Here is an 18,718-nt window from a genome sequence, read left to right on the forward strand (position 1 = left end):
TATGCGACAATACCATGTAAAGCTTCATTTTCATAAGCAAAAAGGAAATTATTTTGCCTATGATATGTGGCAGTGGCAGGATCAAGTAGAAGGAAAATCGGTCTCTTTCTCCAAGTTGGATTATTTTGGAGTGGAGGGAAACCTGGTATACGAGAGTGAGCATGCCTTGAACCGGGGCCATGTCCTGGTTAAAGAAGGGGATTGGCTCACCAAGACCCGTGATTTTGAAATCGAACTCTTACCAGAAGGGCATGTTCGAGAAGTGTGGATTCTTGATGGAGACGATACAGTCTATTATTCTTTGCAAGCTGCTTTGACGAGTCATGCATACAGCCATCGTCAGCCTCATGCCTACGATATGGCGATGCACCCTAGAGAGTTTGATGCTAAATGGGCGTATCAAGGCTGGCTCGGTCATCGGGAGGAAGAAGGGGAGCATTGCTTTAAACTATGGGCACCAACGGCTAAGAAAGTTGAATTGTTGCTTTATCAATCAACTGAGCTGGATGCACCTGTTTGGAAGAGTATTCCGATGACGCGTGGCAAACAAGAGTCTAGCTACCACCCAGAAAATACCCATGGTGTTTGGATTTTAGATTTTCTAGGAAATTTAAGTGGCATGGCCTATCAATATCGTGTGCATTTTGAACACCATACTCAAGTAACGCGCGATCCTTATAGCATTGCAACGACAGCCGATGGGATGCGCTCAGCCATTCTTTCACGAGCAGATCGTCAGTTTGATTGGGGTCCTAAAAAAGGCGCAGATGCGACTCCTTGGCGCTTGGGCAATCCTTGTCAAGCAGTGATTTATGAGATGCACCTTCGGGATTTGACCAAGTCACCGACATCAGGTGTGGACGAGTCTTTGCGTGGGACCTATCTGGGGGCTTGCCAAGAAGGAACTGTCAATAGCCATGGCGATGCGACTGCCTTTGATTATATCCGTCAGTTAGGGGTCAATGTCGTGCAATTGCAGCCGATATCTGATCGCTATAAACAGTACGATGAAGAAGGTCGTGTGACCTACAATTGGGGTTACGACGTTCAGAATCATTCTGCACCAGAAACCAGTTTTTCAACAGATCCATCCAATCCCAAACGAACCATGAAAGAGCTTAAAACGATGATCCGGGCTTATCATGAAGCAGGGATTTCTGTAGTCATAGATGTGGTCTACAATCATACCTACTCAACTGAGCATGGTCCTTTCCAAAATACAGTTCCGGATTATTATTACCGGATGGAGCCAGATGGGCGCTTCCAAAATGGGACAGGTGTCGGTAATGAGACGGCGAGTGAGCATGAAATGTACCGCAAGTACATGATTGATTCCCTCACGCACTGGGTCAAAGAGTACCAGATCGATGGTTTCCGCTTTGATTTGATGGGCATTCACGATGTGACGACAATGAATGCTATTCGGGAGGCTATGGATGCTCTGGATCCTCGCATTCTTCTTTACGGAGAAGGTTGGGATATGGGAACAGGTCTCGCACCAGAAGACAAGGCTAAGAAAGACAATGCGGCGCAATTGCCACGTATTGGATTCTTTAACGACACGGAGCGCGATGCCATTAAAGGGGCTGAGGTTTATGGTTCCATCAAGCGTGGCTTCGTCAGCCGAAAATCAACAGAGTATATCGTTGCGCGTGCTGTTTTAGGTAGTGCAGAGCTTGGCAATTATTTAAGTCCCAATCAGGTCTTGAATTATGTGGAGGCTCATGACAATTATAATCTCTATGACTTGCTTCAGACTCTTCATCCGAATGAAAAAGTAGCAGGATTGGTCAAGCGCTCAGAGTTGGCTACGGCCATGAATCTGCTCTTTCAGGGCATGACCTTTATGCAATTGGGTCAAGAGTTCATGAGGACCAAATTGGTAGCGACAGGTCCTGATGGAGAAATCACTCCTTTGGATCGTGAACGGGCCATGAATTCCTACAATGCTCCAGATTTTGTGAATCAGGTCAACTGGGATCTGGTCAGTCAAAACAAGGAATCAATTGCCTATATCCGAAGCTTGATCAATTTGAAGACAAGTCTTCCTGTCTTAGCGCTTGAAAGCTATGATAAAATCTACCAACAAGTCTTTATTCAATCTGCAACTGATACCAGTGGCCTTGTCATCTATGAATTAACAGGAGACAAGAAGTACTTGGTCATCTTCAACGCCAGCGGACTTCCATATTACCTCCAAAATTCAGATAAATTGAAATTGATGGTTGGCAATAGTCGCCATAAGCGTCCATTCTATGTGGAGAATTTAACAGCTTCTATTTTTGAAGTCCTAGACTAAGTTCTTTTGAAAGAAATCACAAAATCCCTGAGTTTTTAAACTCAGGGATTCTTTTTATTTAGAAGAACTGCTACTGGTCTCGCTTGAGGAAGAACTATCGTCTTCTGGGTGCAATTCTTTATAAGTTGGTGCCTTGAAGAGATCAACGGTGGACTGGTTGCCACGTTGATGATAAAGGCTGGTTGATTTGTCACCTTTTTCCTTTTCAATCTTCTTCAATGCCTTGAAGGAATTGGTGTAGGAATAATCTTCTGGATTGACTTTTCCAAGATCATTGCCCTTGAAGAAGCGAAGGAGATCACCCGTTTGGATGCTATCGCTAATCCTCAATTGAAGGTTAGCAGCTTCTCGGATTTTATCCAGTTGTTCCTTGGTATTTTCATCTGGGTTGGTGATTTCCTCACCTGTTTTTGTGTAATAGGTCCGACCACTGTAACTCGTATACTCTGGAGTTACAAAGTAGTTAGCAGATCGGAAGGCTACGATTTGATCATGATCTGGTGAGAGCATATCTTGACCAACTTGGAGGAATTTGTTGGACTCAATACCCAGCAAGTGTTCCAAGGTTGGGAGCATATCAATTTCGCCACCAAAGGTATCAATGATTCCTCCTTTATCCATACCTGGAATGACTACCATATATGGCACTCGTTGCAACATGGCATTGTCATAGCTTGACCACGTTTCAGAGTTCTTGCCAAGTAGTGGAGCGAGAGCTGGGTTGCGAGAGTTTGAAATTCCGTAGTGATCTCCATAGAGGACGATGATGGAATTTTTGTAAAGACCAGATTCTTTCAGGTAATCAAAGAAGGCCTTGATCGAAGAATCTAGGTAGTTAGCGGTCGCAAAATAGCCATTGATGGTTTCGTCCTGTGTCTTAGCTAAAGGGAAGCCAAGATCATCTCCTGACAAGCTGGTTGTATAAGGATAGTGGTTGGAAACTGTAATGAACTTCGTATAGAAAGGTTGTTGCAATCTTTCAAGGTATTTGATGGAATCTTTGAGCATGTATTTGTCATTGAGACCATATTGGAAAGAATTACTGCTGTTTTGTTTGGTGAAGTAGCTGGCATCAAAGAAATAATTGTAGCCCCATTGTTTATAGGCTGTATTTCGGTTCCAGAAACTTCCAGCATTCCCGTGGAAAACAGCGCTCGAGTTGTAACCATTTTTTGAAAGAATAAATGGTGCAGCCTGTTGGGTATTGGTTCCACCATAGTTCACCATAAAGGAACCTTGGTTGAGTCCAAAGAGCCCAGTTTCAATCATGGTCTCAGCATCGGACGTTTTCCCTGCCTTGACTTGGTTAAAGACATTTGAAAAGGCAAAGGTTTCCTTTGAGTGGTAAAGTGAATTTAAGAAAGGTGTTACTTCATATTCTTTATCATCTACTTTCAACTTGTAATCGATCAAGAATTGTTGGAAACTTTCCAGGTGAATGTAGATGACATTACGGCCTTTAGCCATTCCAAAGTACTCAGGATTAGGCTTGGCATAATGCTGTTGGATATATTCTTCAACCGGTTTTAAATCTTCTTCGGAGGCTTTGGAACGCTCTTTGTTGGCAGCATAGGTCTGATTAGCGCTGTAACCCAGAAAGGCTGGTAAGCCTAAGGCACGGACGACATAGTAGTTTGAGAACCCACGAGTCAAGAGCTCAGGTCGGTCAATTTCTGCAAGGAAAAGGTTTGCCGAAAAGAGCATGGCAGATAAAGAGGTAACCGCAAAACTAGCTCGTTTATTGAAGGGACGATTGTCCATTCGAATCCATTTCTTAAAGAAGAAAAAAGCGAGAATCGGGAAATCTAGAATGTAAATCACATCCCAAGGGCGGAACAATTCTAGAGCCGCGGCTCCTAAACCAGCAGAAACCTTGCTGGAAGCCAACATGGTATTAACCGTTACAAAGTCTGTAAACTCTCGATAATAGATGGAGTTGGAAATCAACCAAATAAATAAGAGAAGATAGATCCCAAAGGCCAAACTATAAAAGAGCTTGGTTCGTTTGATATAGAGTGCTAGACCGATGAAGAGCAGACTGATTGGCAATGGGTTGATCACTGCTAGAAAAATCTGATACGGTCCCTGAATGTCTAAATTAAAATCAACTGAATAGGCCCACATGGTTTTGAACCAGTAGAGCAGCAGAAGGGTCAAGACAAATCCTAGTCTGGTACTCATGAAATTGAGTATCGAATTCGTAATTTTTTTCACAAAATGTTACTTCCTTGTCTTATTTCCTAAAAATTTTCATATACAAGTATACCACAATTTTATGGAGAAAGAAAAAAATGACTGTAAAGGAGAGGAAAGAAATAGGAAAGATCCGGCATTTTATATCATTTGAAGCTAAATGATGAGAGCTAGGATAAAATGGTAAAAAAAGTTCCAGTAAATAAAGCCTCTCTTTGTGAAAACTGCAGACTTTTGCTATAATAGAGGGTATGAAAAAACTCACAGTCAGTCTCCAAGTCGCAACAAAAATCAAACAAGGACAATCTCTTCTTGAAAAGCAAGATTTTGACTCACTTCCTGCTTTGGATCAAGCGGTTCAATTGCTTTCAGGAGATGGACAATCCCTAGGAGTCGGATACTTATCTGAACAAAATAAAGGGATTGGATGGTTTGTTTCACAAGAGTTAGTCACTTTTGATCAAGACTTTTTTAAAAAGCTTTTCATCAAAGCCAAGCAATACCGTCGTTCTTACTATGCGGATGAAACGACGACAGCCTTTCGTCTTTTTAACCAAGAGGGAGATGGTTTTGGTGGCTTCACGGTTGACTTGTATGGTGAGTTTGTTGTCTTTTCTTGGTACAATCCCTTTGTATATCAGATCAAGGAAACCATTCTAGCGGCCTTTCAAGAGGCTTTTCCAGAAGTTCGAGGTGGCTATGAAAAGATTCGCTTTAAAGGCTTGGATTATGAATCGGCTCATGTCTATGGAGAAGAAGCTCCGCAAGAATTTTTGATTCTTGAAAATGGAGTTTCTTACCAGGTCTTTCTCAATGATGGTTTGATGACGGGAATCTTTTTGGATCAGCATGAAGTTCGAGGTAGCTTGGTAGAGGGCTTAGCAGCTGGCAAGTCCTTGCTCAATATGTTCTCCTATACGGCGGCCTTCTCTGTGGCTGCGGCAATGGGTGGAGCAGTTGAGACAACATCGGTCGATCTGGCTAAGAGAAGTAGAGAATTATCAGAAGCACATTTTGTGGCAAATGGCTTGGTGCTGGATGCTCATCGTTTTGTCGTGATGGATGTCTTTGACTATTACAAATATTCCAAACGCCATGACCTAAGCTATGATGTGATTGTGCTCGATCCGCCTAGCTTTGCGAGAAATAAAAAACGGACATTTTCAGTCGCTAAAGATTACCATCGATTAGTCAGCGAGGCTCTTGAGATTTTAAATCCAGGTGGGACCTTGATTCTCAGTACCAATGCGGCAAATGTGACCAAAGATAAATTTAAAAAACAAATCGAAAAGGGATTTCAAGGCCGTAAGCATCGCTATCTAGCGGAATACGGCCTTCCGGGAGATTTTCGATGGAACAAGAAAGAAGAAAGTAGTAATTACTTAAAAGTATTTACGATTAGGGTGGATGTATGAAGTTAGTTGTTTCGATTATGCCTCGCTCCTTAGAAGAGGCGCAACAACTAGATAGTTCGCGTTACGAGGATGCAGATGTTATTGAGTGGCGTGCGGACTTTTTAGAAAAAAGCGAGATCTTAACTGTTGCTCCTGCAGTTTTTGAGAAATTTGCTGGACGCGAGATTTTATTCACCTTGCGGACTCGAGCTGAAGGTGGAGAGATGGAGCTGACCAACGAGGAATATGTTGGGATCCTGAAAGATATTCAATCCATCTATCATCCGGATTATATCGATTTTGAGTTTTATAGTCACCGTGAAGTCTTTGAAGAGATGTTGGAATTTTCAAATCTTGTTCTCAGCTACCACAATTTCCAAGAGACACCGGAAAATATGATGGAGATCTTATCGGAATTGACCAGCTTTTCTCCAAAATTAGTCAAGGTATCCGTTATGGCCCACAATGAACAAGATGTTCTTGACTTGATGAATTATACGCGTGGTTTCAAGACGCTGAATCCTGAGCAAGAATATGTAACCATTTCCATGGGCAAGGTCGGGAAGATTTCGCGCTTGACAGCTGATTTGACAGGCTCTTCTTGGTCTTATGCTAGGGTCGGAGATGAAAGCGCCCCAGGTCAAATTCCACTTGAAAATATGAGAAGAATTCGGGAGTTATTAAATGAAGATTGACGGATATACTCGGATGGCAGCGGTCATTGCCCATCCCATTCGTCATAGTATCTCTCCTTTCATTCATAATCTAGCCTATGAATTAACAGCGACCAATGCTGCTTATCTAGCTTGGGATATTGCTGAAGAAGACTTAGAAAGCACCATCAGCCAAATTCGTAAGTTGGATATGATTGGGGCCAATATCTCCATGCCATACAAGCAGAAGGTCTTTCCTTACTTAGATGAAGTGGATGAGATGGCCCGAAAGATCGGTTCTGTCAATACTATCGTTCACCGCGATGGTAAGCTGAAAGGCTATAATACGGATGGAATTGGTTTCTTTCGTAGTTTACCTCCTGCTTTCTCTATTAAGGGAAAAACAATGGTTCTCTTAGGTGCAGGTGGTGCAGCTTTAGCGATTATTGCACAGGCCATTCATCTAGGTGTAAAACGTATCCTTGTCTTTGTGAGAGAGGAGAGATTGCTTCATTATCGTTCCAAGGTTCAGTTGCTAGAAGATGCCTTTGATTTCTTGATAGAATTGTATGCGATTGAAAAAAATGAAGACGTTCAAAGCTCCTTTAATCAAGCCGATCTCATCTTAAATGCGACTGGTGTAGGCATGGATGGTCATTCTCTTCCGATAGCGAGTCACTTGACCTTTCCCCCACAGGCCTTAATCGTAGAGATGGCCTACTATCCGGCAGTGACCCCCTTTCTGCAATTAGCAGTGAATCAAGGAAACCAGAGGGTAAATGGGCTGGGAATGCTCTTTTATCAAGCTGAAGCAGCCTTTGAATTAATGACTGGGAAAGTATTTCCTACAGAGTCTGTATGGAAAGCATTGATAACAGAATATCGCCAATTTGTATGTGACTAAGAGAGAGGTTTACCTTTTCCTATTGAAAAAGCTTTATGAGATTAGAACAAGACCTGATTTTTAAAAAAACAGTCTTGCTCTAGTCTCTTTTTCATTTTTTTGAGACATGTACCCTATTTCATGATAAGATAGAATCAAAGAAAAACGTGAAGGAGATTCCTATGAACGTATCGGTACCTATTCCAGGACATTCCTATGATATTGTGATTGAAAGAGGTGGTCTCAACCAAGTTGGAGACTGGTTGCGCACTCTTTGGGGCGATAAAAAAGTCGCTATTATTTCCGATAACCGGGTGGCTAAGCTATATGCCTCTATCGTAGAGAAGAGCCTGGAAAAAGCTGGTTTTCAAGTGGTGCGCTTTGAGTTTCTTCAAGGGGAAGCCAGTAAGAATCTAACCACTGTTTCAAAAGTCTATGACTTTCTAGCTACCCAGGGCATGACGCGCAGTGATGGAATCGTTGCTCTTGGGGGTGGCGTAGTTGGTGATTTGGCTGGTTTTGCTGCCTCGACCTATATGCGGGGAATTTCCTTTGTTCAGATCCCGACTAGCTTGACCGCACAGGTAGATTCTTCTATCGGGGGAAAGACTGGAGTCAACACCGCACTTGCCAAAAACATGGTAGGAACTTTTGCCCAACCAGATGGTGTGTTTATTGATCCTGAAGTGTTAAGCACATTGGGGCAACGTGAATTGATCGAGGGGATGGGCGAAGTCATCAAGTACGGTCTCATCCAAGATACGGAACTTTGGGAAGAATTGGAAGCCATGAATGGTTCTGTTGAGAGTATTTTAGAGCATGCAGAGAGCATCATTTCTCATTCTTGCCTGGTGAAGCGAGACCATGTGGTGGCAGACGAGCTGGACAATGGCATTCGACTGTATCTCAATTTTGGTCATACCATCGGGCATGCCATTGAAGCGACAGCTGGTTATGGACAGGTTATGCATGGGGAAGCCGTTAGTATGGGCATGGTACAGTTGTCACGAGTTGCAGAAGAAAAGGGCTTGATGCCAAAAGGAATCACTCAAAAAATTGAAGAAATGTGCCGGAAATTTGGCCTTCCGGTGACCTGTGAGAACTGGAATAAAGACGCCCTTTATCAAGCCTTGACTCATGACAAAAAAGCGCGTGGGACGAACTTGAAATTAGTAATTGTTCCAGAGTTGGGGCAAGCAGCGATTCATCAAATCCCTCTTCAAGAAATGAAGGACTTTTTAGAAAGAAAGGAATAAGGTCGTATGAGATATTTAACAGCAGGAGAGTCCCATGGTCCTCGACTTACAGCTATTATCGAGGGGGTTCCAGCAGGCCTTCCTTTATCTGAAGAGGATATTAATAAAGAGCTCAAACGTCGACAAGGTGGCTATGGTCGTGGTGCTCGGATGAAAATCGAAAGTGACCGGGTCGAGATCACTTCAGGGGTCCGTCATGGCTTGACCATGGGAGGTCCGATTACGCTGAATGTGACCAATCTGGATCATCAAAAATGGCTGGAGATCATGAATGTAGCACCGGTCGAAGAGAAAAAGAAAAATCTGCGTAAGATTACCAAGCCACGTCCTGGTCATGCCGATCTAGTCGGAGGGATGAAATACCGTTTTGACGATCTTCGTAATTCGCTCGAACGTTCTTCAGCCCGTGAGACGACCATGCGTGTAGCCGTTGGTGCAGTTGCTAAACGGATTTTAGAAGAAATCGGCCTTGAAGTGGCCAGCCACATTGTTAATTTTGGGGGAATTGAGATTGCAATTCCCGAGAATCTAACCGTTTCAGAAATCAAGGAAAAAGCAGCGAAGTCGGAAGTTTCGATCGTTGTGCCAGAACAAGAAGAAGTCGTTAAGGCCTACATTGACCAAGTGAAAAAAGATGGTGATACCATCGGGGGAATTGTGGAAACCTTGGTTGGCGGTGTGCCTGTTGGACTAGGATCCTATGTGCAATGGGACAAGAAATTGGATGCCAAAATCGCTCAAGGAGTGGTCTCTATCAATGCCTTTAAGGGAGTGGAGTTTGGTCTTGGGTTTGACGCAGGTCGTCTAAAAGGTAGTCAAGTCATGGATGAAATCATCTGGTCTCAGGACACTGGCTATACCCGTCGCACCAATAATCTTGGTGGTTTTGAGGGGGGGATGACCAACGGTGAGCCCATTCTGGTTCGTGGTGTCATGAAGCCTATTCCGACCCTCTACAAACCCTTGATGAGTGTGGATATTGAGACCCATGAGCCCTATAAGGCAACGGTTGAGCGCAGCGACCCAACGGCTCTACCAGCTGCAGGAGTGGTAATGGAAGCAGTGGTCGCAACGGTCCTTGCTACAGAAGTGCTTGAAAAATTTTCATCCGATAACTTGGAAGAATTGAAAGAAGCTGTTGCTAAGCACCGGGAATTTACGAAGAATTTTTAAGAGAAAGAGTTTTCCTTTGGAGAAGAAAGTTGTTTATATTGCAGGGTTGGGTTTGATTGGTGCTTCATTAGCGCTAGGCATTAAGAGAGCCCACCCACATGTGACTATTCTTGGGTACAATCGTAGTGAAGCCTCTCGAACCATCGCCCTTGAAAGAGGAATGGTGGATCAGGTGACGGATGATTTCGCAGCCTTTGCCCCTTTCGCGGATATTATTATTTTGGCGCTTCCGATTAAGCAATCCAAATCTTACTTAGAAACCTTAGCTGGCCTGAATTTGAAAGACCAGGTACTGGTGACAGATGCAGGCTCTACCAAGGCAGAAGTTGTTGCACAAGCTGAAAAGGCATTTACAGACAAGGCTGTTCGCTTTGTGGGAGGACACCCCATGGCTGGTAGTCATAAGACAGGTGCTGCAGCAGCAGATGCAACTTTATTTGAAAACGCCTATTATATTTTTACTCCTTCAGGCTTGACCACAGAAGGTGCCATGGAAGAGTTGAAAGAGCTTCTGAGTGGATTGGGATCTCGATTTATTGAAATTGATGCTGAGGAACACGATCGGGTGACTTCCCAGATCAGCCATTTCCCTCATATTTTAGCCTCGACTCTGGTCGAGCAGGCCGTAGCTTATGGGGAAGAGCATAAAATGACCCGCCGTTTTGCGGCTGGTGGCTTTCGGGATATGACACGGATTGCGGAAAGTGAGCCAGGCATGTGGACTTCTATTCTCTTGTCCAACCCTCAAGCAATATTGGAGCGGATTGTAGATTTCAAAGAACGTTTGGATCAAGTGGCTGAAACCATCCAAGCTGATAACGAAGAGGCTATTTGGTCCTTTTTCCATGAAGGGCGGAAGCACCGAAAAGAAATGCAGATCCATCAGCGTGCTGGACGAGATAGTGCCTACGATCTCTTTATCGATGTCCCTGATAAGGAAGGTGTGATCCTCGAAATCTTACAACTCTTACAAGGGATTTCATTGGTCAATATTCACATCAATGAAGAAAATCGGGAGGATATCCACGGGATTTTGCAGCTGACCTTTAAAAATGCAGAGGATCAAGAGCGGGCCCAAACATTGATCAGCCAGGCGACGTCTTATACCGTCCTTGCTCGCTAGGTCTAAAGAAGGATTTGCATCAAAAGGCCTGCTTCATTTTAGGAATATTGAGGGAAAAGAAGTATAATAGAAGTATCTTATCAGTAAAGGAGCCCATAAAATGGCAAATATTTATGATGTAGCAAACGAACTCTCTCGGACCCTGCGAGACCTTCCTGAATACAAGGCTGTCGTAGAAAGCAAAGAAGCGATTGAAGCAAATCCAGAAGCGAAAACACTGTTTGACGAATACGTCGCTTTCCAAAATCAATTGCAAGGCTTGATGCAATCCGGTCAACTTCCAACAGAAGCTGTGCAACAAGAAATGAAGGACTACATGGAAAAAATCCAAGCAAGTCCCATTGTGAATGAATTTTTCACCAAACAACAACAATTGTCTATTTATCTTGCAGATCTTGAAAAGATCATCTTTGAGCCGATTCAAGATTTATACAAATAAGATTTTCTACCAGAGTTGTGTCTTCACCTCTGGTATTTTCGTTCGCTTGAAGATGGATAAATGCTCAAAATATGCTAGGAAACATTCGCTTTTTATTCCAAAATTTTGATCAAAAATTGAATTCATGTCCCAATTATGATAGAATATGAGGAAAAGCACTCTGGAGAAGGCAATGAAATTAAGAACCAATAGCAAGGGTCTAAAGGGCACCATTCGTGTCCCTGGTGACAAATCCATCAGTCACCGATCCATTATTTTTGGAAGTCTCGCAAAAGGCGAAACTAAGGTCTATGATATCTTGCGAGGCGGAGATGTGCTTTCTACCATCCAGGTGTTTCGAGATTTAGGAGTCTCCATCCAAGATGACGGGGATGTGATTCAGATTCAAGGAGTAGGCTTTCAAGGTCTTCAAGCTCCGACCGCTCCCCTTGATATGGGCAATTCAGGAACTTCTATTCGTTTGATTTCAGGTGTCTTAGCAGGTCAGGATTTTGCTGTGACCATGGTTGGAGACGACAGCCTTTCCAAACGGCCCATGGATCGTGTGGCGATCCCACTGCGTCAGATGGGGGTAGAGATTGCTGGTCAGGGAGATCGCGATTGCCCACCTTTACATGAAAAAGGGACCCATCAGCTCAAACCGATTCATTACCGTTTGCCAGTGGCATCGGCTCAAGTCAAGTCTGCTCTCATTTTTGCGGCTTTACAGGCTGAGGGTGAATCAACGATTATCGAGAAGGAAAAGACGCGTGACCATACGGAAGATATGATTCGCCAATTTGGCGGAGAGATCCTGGTGGATGGAAAAATCATCCGCATCAAAGGTGGACAAGAGTTCCAAGGTCAAGAAGTCATCGTTCCTGGAGATATTTCCAGTGCAGCCTTTTGGTTAGTGGCAGGCCTCATCCTACCAGAGAGTGCGATTAAGATTGAAAGTGTTGGCATCAACCAAACGCGGACAGGGATTCTCGATGTGATTCAAGAAATGGGGGGAGATCTCGCCATTGAGGATCGCGATGAAAAAGCGGTCTCTGCAAGTCTCACGGTTAAGACTTCGTCCTTAAAAGGGATTCGGATTGATGGGGAGTTGATTCCACGCTTGATTGATGAATTGCCGATTATTGCTTTACTAGCGACACAGGCAAATGGTCAGACAGTGATTGCGGATGCTGAGGAGCTTCGTGTGAAAGAAACGGACCGCATCCAGGTCGTAGCAGATAGCCTCAATGCTATGGGTGCCAATGTCGTGCCAACGGAAGACGGCATGATTATCACTGGACCGACTCCCCTACATGGAGCAGAATTAGAGACCTTTGGAGATCATAGGATTGGGATGATGGTTGCCGTTGCGGCCTTATTGGTGAGAGATGGAAATGTGGTATTGGATCGAGCAGAGGCCATCAACACCAGTTACCCTAGTTTTTTTGAAGATTTGGAGACATTACTGCATGGCTAAAATTTTACTTGGTTTTATGGGAGCTGGGAAAACGACCGTTGGTCGCATTCTTGATCCAAAGTTCTATGATATGGATGAATTAATTGTTGAAGAGATCGGTATGTCGATCAATGACTATTTTGAAGCGGAAGGAGAAGCTGCCTTTCGTCATCGTGAGGCTAAGATGTTAGAGCGTTTATTGGAAAATGAAGCGGCCATCATTTCTCCTGGAGGCGGGATTGTGGTCAATCCTCATAACCGTGCACTTTTAGAAAATAATCCGCACAACATTTATCTGCGAGTAGATTTTGAAACCTTGTACAGACGGATTCAAAATGACAAAGCCATCCAACGTCCCCTCTTTTTAAACAACACCAAAGAAGAATTCAAGAAGATTTTTGATGGACGTTTACCTTTGTATGAGGATATTGCAACTCATATTGTGGATGTTGAAGACAAAACACCTGAAGAAATTGCGGAGATTATTCGATGCTTGTAGGCTATCTTGGTCCCAAGGGATCTTTTACCCATGATGTAGCCACTCATAGCTTTCCAAATTATGAACGCATTGCCTATCGGACGATTACAGATGTCATCAAGGCTTATGAGAATCAAGAGATCGATTTTGCAGTCGTCCCAGTTGAAAACTCGATTGAAGGCAGTGTCCATGAGACCCTTGATTACCTCTTTCACCAAGGAACCATCCAGGCCGTTGCAGAAGTGGTATATCCCATTAAGCAACAGCTTTTGGTGGCTAAAAAAGATCGGCCTATTCGAGCGGTTTATTCGCATCCTCAGGCCTTAGCCCAAGGGAAGGCTTTTTTAAGAGCTCATTATCCGGATGTGGCTATGGAAATGACGGCTTCGACAGCCTATGCAGCTCGCTATGTAGCTGAGCATCCGGACTTGGAAATTGCAGCGATTGCCCCTCTGGCGGCAGCTAGTGAGTATAGCTTGGAAGTCCAGGCCAGAGACATCCAAGAAATTGAGGACAATTATACACGTTTTTGGATTTTAGGGGCTAAAGAGCCAGCGATGTCGGAAACTTTAAGTCCGGCTCTTCAAAAAATAAGCTTAGCCTTAACCTTACCAAATAACTTGTCAGGAGCCCTCTATAAGGGCTTATCTACCTTTGCTTGGCGGGGGATTAATTTAACCAAGATTGAAAGTCGTCCACTAAAAACGGCTTTAGGAGAATACTTTTTCATTATTGACCTCCTAAACGAAGCGCCTGATCTCATACAGTTTGCCTATCAGGAATTAGACAGTTTGGGCATACAGACAAAAGTCCTGGGTCGATATCAGGTCTATACCTTAAAAGATAACGGAATGGAGAAAAGATGAGTAACGAATCCAACTTTCTATCTCACCACGAGCGAAAGCGATTAGAGTACTTAAACTCAAATTTTCATTATTTGAATGAACGAGAACAACTAGAATACAATTACCTGCTCAAGAAGAGCCAAGGAGCTTTTGAGGATACAGAAGCCCTTCAACCTGAGGTAGACGCCACAGAAGAAGTGCAAGGTGTGATTGCTGAACCAATTGGTGATCTCCCTGTTTACCAATCACGTAGCAAAAAGTCTAAGAAGAAAGCAGTTGCTGCGACGAGCGATATACCTAAGAAACCACTGAAAAAGATTAGTGTTAAACGGATCTTCAAATGGCTTGCATTCTTTTTATTGCTCATTATTGGTGGCATGGTCTTCATGTTTGTAAAAGGCCTGAACAGTAAGCCGACAGGGCCAGATGCCAAACCGGCTGTCGTTGAGAAATTTAACGGCAAGAAGTCGCGAGATGGGATCAATATCCTGATTTTGGGGACAGATGGTCGGATCGGTGAGAAGTCAGATGAGACCCGGACAGACTCCATCATGGTGGTCAATGTCAATAACAAAGAAGGTAAGATCAAGATGGTCAGCTTCATGCGGGATACATTGGTCCATATCGATGGAGTGAGCCAGCAAAATATTCCTGAATATGATGGCTACTACGACCAGAAGCTCAATACTGCTTTCACCATCGGGGAGCAAAATAACAACCAAGGGGCTGAATTGGTGCGCCAGATGCTTAAAGACAACTTTGACATTGATATCCAATATTACGCCATGGTCGATTTCAAGACCTTTGCGACAGCGATCGATACCCTCTTCCCAAATGGGGTCGAGATGAATGCGAAGTTTTCAACGGTTGATGGCGAAAAGGTCAGTGAAGTAGAAGTTCCAGATGATTTGAACATGAAAGACGGTGTCGTTCCGCAGCAAACCATCAAGGTTGGCAAACAACGGATGGATGGCCGGACCCTTCTCAATTACTCGCGTTTCCGTAAGGATGATGAAGGAGACTTTGGTCGGACTCGTCGCCAACAAGAGGTCATGTCCGCTATCATGCATCAGATCAAGGATCCAACCAAACTCTTTACGGGATCGGAAGCCCTTGGGAAAGTCTTTGCCATGACGTCTACCAATGTTCCTTTCTCTTTCCTATTGACCAATGGACTTGGACTAGTCGGAAGTGCTGGAAAAGGAATTGAACAAGTGACCATCCCAGAAAATGGGGATTGGGTCGATGCCTACGATATGTACGGTGGCCAAGGATTGCTCGTCGATTTCGATGCTTATAAAAAGAAATTGTACCAAATGGGACTGAGATGATATAATAAGGGGATAGGAGTTTTGGACTCCATCCCTTTTAATTTGTAGAAAGATAGAAAACGATGTTAAAGAAAAATGAAATTGTAACCGTTGAGATTGTCGATTTGACACATGAAGGAGCAGGAGTGGCTAAGGTCGATGGCCTGGTCTTTTTTGTGGAGAATGCTCTGCCAGGAGAAGTGATCCGCATGCGCGTGCTCAAGGTCAATAAGAAGATCGGCTACGGAAAAGTAGAGGAGTACCTGGAAAAATCCCCTCACCGCAATGAAGAGTTAGACCTGGCTTACTTGCGAAGCGGCATTGCCGACTTGGGCCACCTGGCTTATCCAGAGCAGCTGAAATTCAAGGCCAAACAGGTCAAGGATAGTCTCTACAAGATGGCAGGGATTTCTGATATCGAAGTGCCCTTGACCTTGGGGATGGACCATCCTGTCCAGTACCGTAACAAGGCCCAGGTCCCCGTCCGTCGTGTCAATGGTCAGGTAGAGACAGGCTTCTTTCGGAAGAACTCTCATGATTTGATGCCGATTGAAGACTTCTATATCCAAGATCCAGTCATTGACCAAGTGGTCTTGGCTCTTCGAGATTTAATTCGTCGGTTTGACCTCAAGCCTTATGATGAAAAGGAACAGTCTGGCCTGATTCGTAACCTTGTCATCCGCCGAGGTCACCATTCAGGAGAAATCATGGTCATTTTGGTCACTACTCGTCCCAAGGTTTTCCGTGTGGACCAGTTGATCGAGCAGTTGATCAAGCAATTCCCAGCCATCAAATCCGTTATGCAAAATATCAATGACCAGAATACCAATGCCATTTTTGGAAAAGAATGGCGGCTTCTCTATGGTCAAGATTACATTACTGATCAAATGTTGGGCAATAGCTTCCAAATCTCTGGCCCAGCCTTTTACCAGGTCAATACCGAAATGGCAGAGAAGCTCTATCAGACCGCCATTGACTTTGCGAACTTGAGAGCAGAGGATATCGTGATTGACGCCTACTCCGGAATTGGGACCATTGGCTTGTCCGTTGCCAAGCATGTCAAGGAAGTCTATGGCGTAGAGGTCATCCCCGAAGCAGTGGAGAATAGCCAGAAGAATGCTAGCTTAAACGGCATCAGCAATGCTCACTATGTCTGCGATACAGCTGAAAATGCCATGAAGAATTGGCTCAAGGAAGGCATCCAACCAACTGCTATCCTAGTCGACCCACCACGCAAGGGCTTGACCGAAAGCTTTATCAAAGCAAGTGCCCAAACAGGCGCTGACCGCATCGCCTATATCTCCTGTAACGTCGCTACCATGGCGCGTGATATCAAACTCTATCAAGAATTGGGATACGAATTGAAGAAAGTACAGCCGGTGGATCTTTTTCCGCAGACGCATCATGTGGAGTGTGTGAGCTTGTTGGTAAAACGCAGTTAATCCTCAAAAGGTTCACTGAACCTTTTGAGTCCCGCAAACGCACCATGTTGAGGCGGTATGACTACTTGTACGAGCTAGATAGTAGCGAAGTAGAAGTAGATGATCTGCCCATGGGACAAGGTGAGACCGAAGGTCGAGAAGGTGCCCTGGAGTATAGCTGTCGTAGAGTAAGGAGTTTACGACGAAATGATACGGTAAGTCCGAACCGCTGAGTGTGTGACTCTACTCTTCCGATCTGAGACAGCGAAAAGTAGAAGGGTATGGTATTGGTATCAATCAATGAGTAACAAAGTAACAGCATGATTCGAAACATTTGCTTGTAATTTGCGGAGGAACATCAATATGGATGGAATAACAAAAGATTCTATAAAAACGGCTGAACTAATGAAACAATTATGGCCCCAATTGACCGATAAAGAAGCTATTGATGAAGTAAAAAAATATACGAATGGCAAAAATACTGCAATCTTTACAGAAGTTAAAGGTGACACAATTGTAGGGTTAGCACTATGTTCACTCAGATTTGATTATGTTGAAGGTTGTAAATATAGTCCTGTTGGATTCTTAGAAGGGATTATTGTCGACGAGGAATATCGTTTAAAGGATATTGCTAAAAATCTCTGTGCAAAATGTGAGGAATGGGCGAAAAATAAAGGATGTAAGGAATTTGCAAGTGACTGTACTTTAACTAATACGGACTCTATAAGATTTCATCTCAATATTGGATTTCAGGAGGCAAATAGAATTATTCATTTTAAGAAGAAATTATAATTTCAGAACGTGGTCAAAATTTATGTATCTTTAGGAAGTGTAAAAGAATGGACGGACTACGAATTACTTTTCATTAGTTAAGAATATAGTAATGTTGTAAAGTTAATCGAGGAGTTATTGGTGGATTTTAGTAGTAAGATAGCCATAAATAAAGGCTGGTCAGATGATAAAAAATATTGTGTGACAGATCAAAAACAGCAAAAATATTTCTTGCGTGTTTCTGATAAGGAGAAGTTAGATTCTAAAAGATTTGAATTTGATATGATGGAAAAAGTAGCTTCTCTTGGAGTTCCGATGTGTAAACCGATTAGCATAGAACTCTGCGATGACGAAGTACATTCTTTACACGAATGGATAGACGGGAAAGATGCTCGAGAAACCATTTTAACTATTTCGAAAGAACAACAATATACTTATGGAGTAGAAGCGGGAAGAATCCTTCAAAAAATTCATTCACTCCCTGTTACAGAAGTTCGTGAAGATTGGGAGGTCTTTTATAATCGAAAAATTGATGACAAAATCAAAAAATACAAAGAATGTCCCGTTCAATACGAAAATGGTCAGATTTTTATTGATTATTTAAATGCAAATCGAGAATTGTTAAAAGATAGACCTCAGGTTTTCCAACATGGAGATTATCATATCGGGAATTTCATGATTGGTGAAGATTGTAAAATTTATATCATTGACTTTGATCGATTTGATATCGGAGATCCTTGGGAGGAATTCAATCGTATTGTATGGTCTGCTCAAGTCTCTCCCTTTTTTGCATCTGGTATGATAGATGGATATTTTGATGGTAAGGTTCCAGAATTATTTTGGAAACTTCTTGCCATCTATATTCTAAATAACATAGTTGGTGCTCTGTCATGGGCTGTACCATACGGAGCTGAAGAAATAGTAGTAATGCAACATCAAGCTAAGGAAATTTTAGAATGGTATGATGATATGAAGCAAATCATTCCTAGTTGGTACTTGAACAAGAAGAAGACTGAATAATGTAAACGTTGGAATATCAATTTGG

General features: G+C 43.3%; 16 protein-coding genes. 15 read left to right on the top strand and 1 reads right to left on the bottom strand.

The features are described 5' to 3' along the window. Window position 1: 1 nt before the first annotated feature. Entirely contained in the window at window positions 2-2,299 is a 2,298-nt protein-coding gene (gene pulA, locus O3642_RS03070; RefSeq protein WP_003011919.1) for a type I pullulanase, read from the top strand. 54 nt (window positions 2,300-2,353) lie between these two features. Here pulA and O3642_RS03075 read toward each other — a convergent pair whose 3' ends face one another. Further along, a complete protein-coding gene (locus tag O3642_RS03075; RefSeq protein WP_003011852.1) occupies window positions 2,354-4,513 on the bottom strand; it encodes an LTA synthase family protein in 2,160 nt (719 codons plus the stop codon). Between the two features lie 230 nt (window positions 4,514-4,743). Here O3642_RS03075 and O3642_RS03080 point away from each other — a divergent pair, with 230 nt between their 5' ends. From O3642_RS03080 to O3642_RS03145, 14 genes are all read left to right on the top strand, one after another. Continuing rightward, window positions 4,744-5,907: a class I SAM-dependent rRNA methyltransferase gene (locus O3642_RS03080; protein ID WP_155171629.1), complete on the top strand. Its 1,164-nt coding sequence runs from the start codon at window positions 4,744-4,746 to the stop codon at window positions 5,905-5,907. Further along, window positions 5,904-6,581 carry a type I 3-dehydroquinate dehydratase gene (aroD, locus tag O3642_RS03085; RefSeq protein WP_070589227.1) on the top strand — a complete coding sequence of 226 codons (678 nt, stop codon included), beginning with the start codon at window positions 5,904-5,906 and terminating at the stop codon, window positions 6,579-6,581. Before O3642_RS03080 ends, aroD begins: the two co-directional genes overlap by 4 nt. Next, on the top strand, window positions 6,571-7,443 hold the full coding sequence (gene aroE, locus O3642_RS03090; protein ID WP_155125771.1) for a shikimate dehydrogenase: 873 nt from the start codon (window positions 6,571-6,573) through the stop codon (window positions 7,441-7,443). Before aroD ends, aroE begins: the two co-directional genes overlap by 11 nt. 161 nt (window positions 7,444-7,604) lie before the next feature. Then, complete coding sequence (gene aroB, locus O3642_RS03095; RefSeq protein WP_155125773.1) at window positions 7,605-8,678, top strand: 3-dehydroquinate synthase; 1,074 nt, start codon at window positions 7,605-7,607, stop codon at window positions 8,676-8,678. A gap of 6 nt (window positions 8,679-8,684) precedes the next feature. Next, on the top strand, window positions 8,685-9,851 hold the full coding sequence (gene aroC / locus O3642_RS03100; RefSeq protein ID WP_371605361.1) for a chorismate synthase: 1,167 nt from the start codon (window positions 8,685-8,687) through the stop codon (window positions 9,849-9,851). Between the two features lie 16 nt (window positions 9,852-9,867). Further along, window positions 9,868-10,974: a prephenate dehydrogenase gene (locus O3642_RS03105; protein WP_371605363.1), complete on the top strand. Its 1,107-nt coding sequence runs from the start codon at window positions 9,868-9,870 to the stop codon at window positions 10,972-10,974. A 100-nt stretch (window positions 10,975-11,074) separates the two neighbouring features. Beyond that, entirely contained in the window at window positions 11,075-11,413 is a 339-nt protein-coding gene (locus O3642_RS03110) for a YlbF/YmcA family competence regulator (protein WP_003011745.1), read from the top strand. A gap of 172 nt (window positions 11,414-11,585) precedes the next feature. Beyond that, window positions 11,586-12,869 (top strand): 3-phosphoshikimate 1-carboxyvinyltransferase, encoded by a 1,284-nt coding sequence (aroA, locus tag O3642_RS03115; protein WP_371605364.1) that lies wholly within the window; start codon window positions 11,586-11,588, stop codon window positions 12,867-12,869. Beyond that, entirely contained in the window at window positions 12,862-13,347 is a 486-nt protein-coding gene (locus O3642_RS03120; protein WP_151378997.1) for a shikimate kinase, read from the top strand. Before aroA ends, O3642_RS03120 begins: the two co-directional genes overlap by 8 nt. Further along, entirely contained in the window at window positions 13,338-14,192 is an 855-nt protein-coding gene (pheA, locus tag O3642_RS03125; RefSeq protein WP_371605365.1) for a prephenate dehydratase, read from the top strand. The genes O3642_RS03120 and pheA overlap by 10 nt, the downstream gene beginning before the upstream one ends. After that, window positions 14,189-15,502, top strand: a complete 1,314-nt coding sequence (locus O3642_RS03130) for an LCP family protein (RefSeq protein ID WP_371605366.1) — start codon at window positions 14,189-14,191, stop codon at window positions 15,500-15,502. Before pheA ends, O3642_RS03130 begins: the two co-directional genes overlap by 4 nt. 62 nt (window positions 15,503-15,564) lie before the next feature. Next, entirely contained in the window at window positions 15,565-16,923 is a 1,359-nt protein-coding gene (gene rlmD / locus O3642_RS03135; protein WP_371605367.1) for a 23S rRNA (uracil(1939)-C(5))-methyltransferase RlmD, read from the top strand. A 342-nt stretch (window positions 16,924-17,265) separates the two neighbouring features. Then, window positions 17,266-17,694, top strand: a complete 429-nt coding sequence (gene aac(6'), locus O3642_RS03140; RefSeq protein ID WP_369088300.1) for an aminoglycoside 6'-N-acetyltransferase — start codon at window positions 17,266-17,268, stop codon at window positions 17,692-17,694. 120 nt (window positions 17,695-17,814) lie between these two features. After that, window positions 17,815-18,693 (top strand): aminoglycoside phosphotransferase family protein, encoded by an 879-nt coding sequence (locus O3642_RS03145; protein ID WP_369088301.1) that lies wholly within the window; start codon window positions 17,815-17,817, stop codon window positions 18,691-18,693. Window positions 18,694-18,718: the final 25 nt, after the last annotated feature.

The sequence above is a fragment of the Streptococcus sp. 27098_8_66 genome, from assembly GCF_041431945.1.
Lineage (GTDB): Bacteria > Bacillota > Bacilli > Lactobacillales > Streptococcaceae > Streptococcus > Streptococcus dentalis.

Coding starts and splice junctions, on each gene's coding strand:
- O3642_RS03080 (WP_155171629.1), top strand. CDS start 4,744: ATGAAAAAACTCACAGTCAGTCTCCAAGTCGCAACAAAAATCAAACAA.
- O3642_RS03120 (WP_151378997.1), top strand. CDS start 12,862: ATGGCTAAAATTTTACTTGGTTTTATGGGAGCTGGGAAAACGACCGTT.
- aroD (WP_070589227.1), top strand. CDS start 5,904: ATGAAGTTAGTTGTTTCGATTATGCCTCGCTCCTTAGAAGAGGCGCAA.
- rlmD (WP_371605367.1), top strand. CDS start 15,565: ATGTTAAAGAAAAATGAAATTGTAACCGTTGAGATTGTCGATTTGACA.
- pheA (WP_371605365.1), top strand. CDS start 13,338: ATGCTTGTAGGCTATCTTGGTCCCAAGGGATCTTTTACCCATGATGTA.
- aroB (WP_155125773.1), top strand. CDS start 7,605: ATGAACGTATCGGTACCTATTCCAGGACATTCCTATGATATTGTGATT.
- O3642_RS03110 (WP_003011745.1), top strand. CDS start 11,075: ATGGCAAATATTTATGATGTAGCAAACGAACTCTCTCGGACCCTGCGA.
- aroA (WP_371605364.1), top strand. CDS start 11,586: ATGAAATTAAGAACCAATAGCAAGGGTCTAAAGGGCACCATTCGTGTC.
- O3642_RS03130 (WP_371605366.1), top strand. CDS start 14,189: ATGAGTAACGAATCCAACTTTCTATCTCACCACGAGCGAAAGCGATTA.
- aroC (WP_371605361.1), top strand. CDS start 8,685: ATGAGATATTTAACAGCAGGAGAGTCCCATGGTCCTCGACTTACAGCT.
- aroE (WP_155125771.1), top strand. CDS start 6,571: ATGAAGATTGACGGATATACTCGGATGGCAGCGGTCATTGCCCATCCC.
- pulA (WP_003011919.1), top strand. CDS start 2: ATGCGACAATACCATGTAAAGCTTCATTTTCATAAGCAAAAAGGAAAT.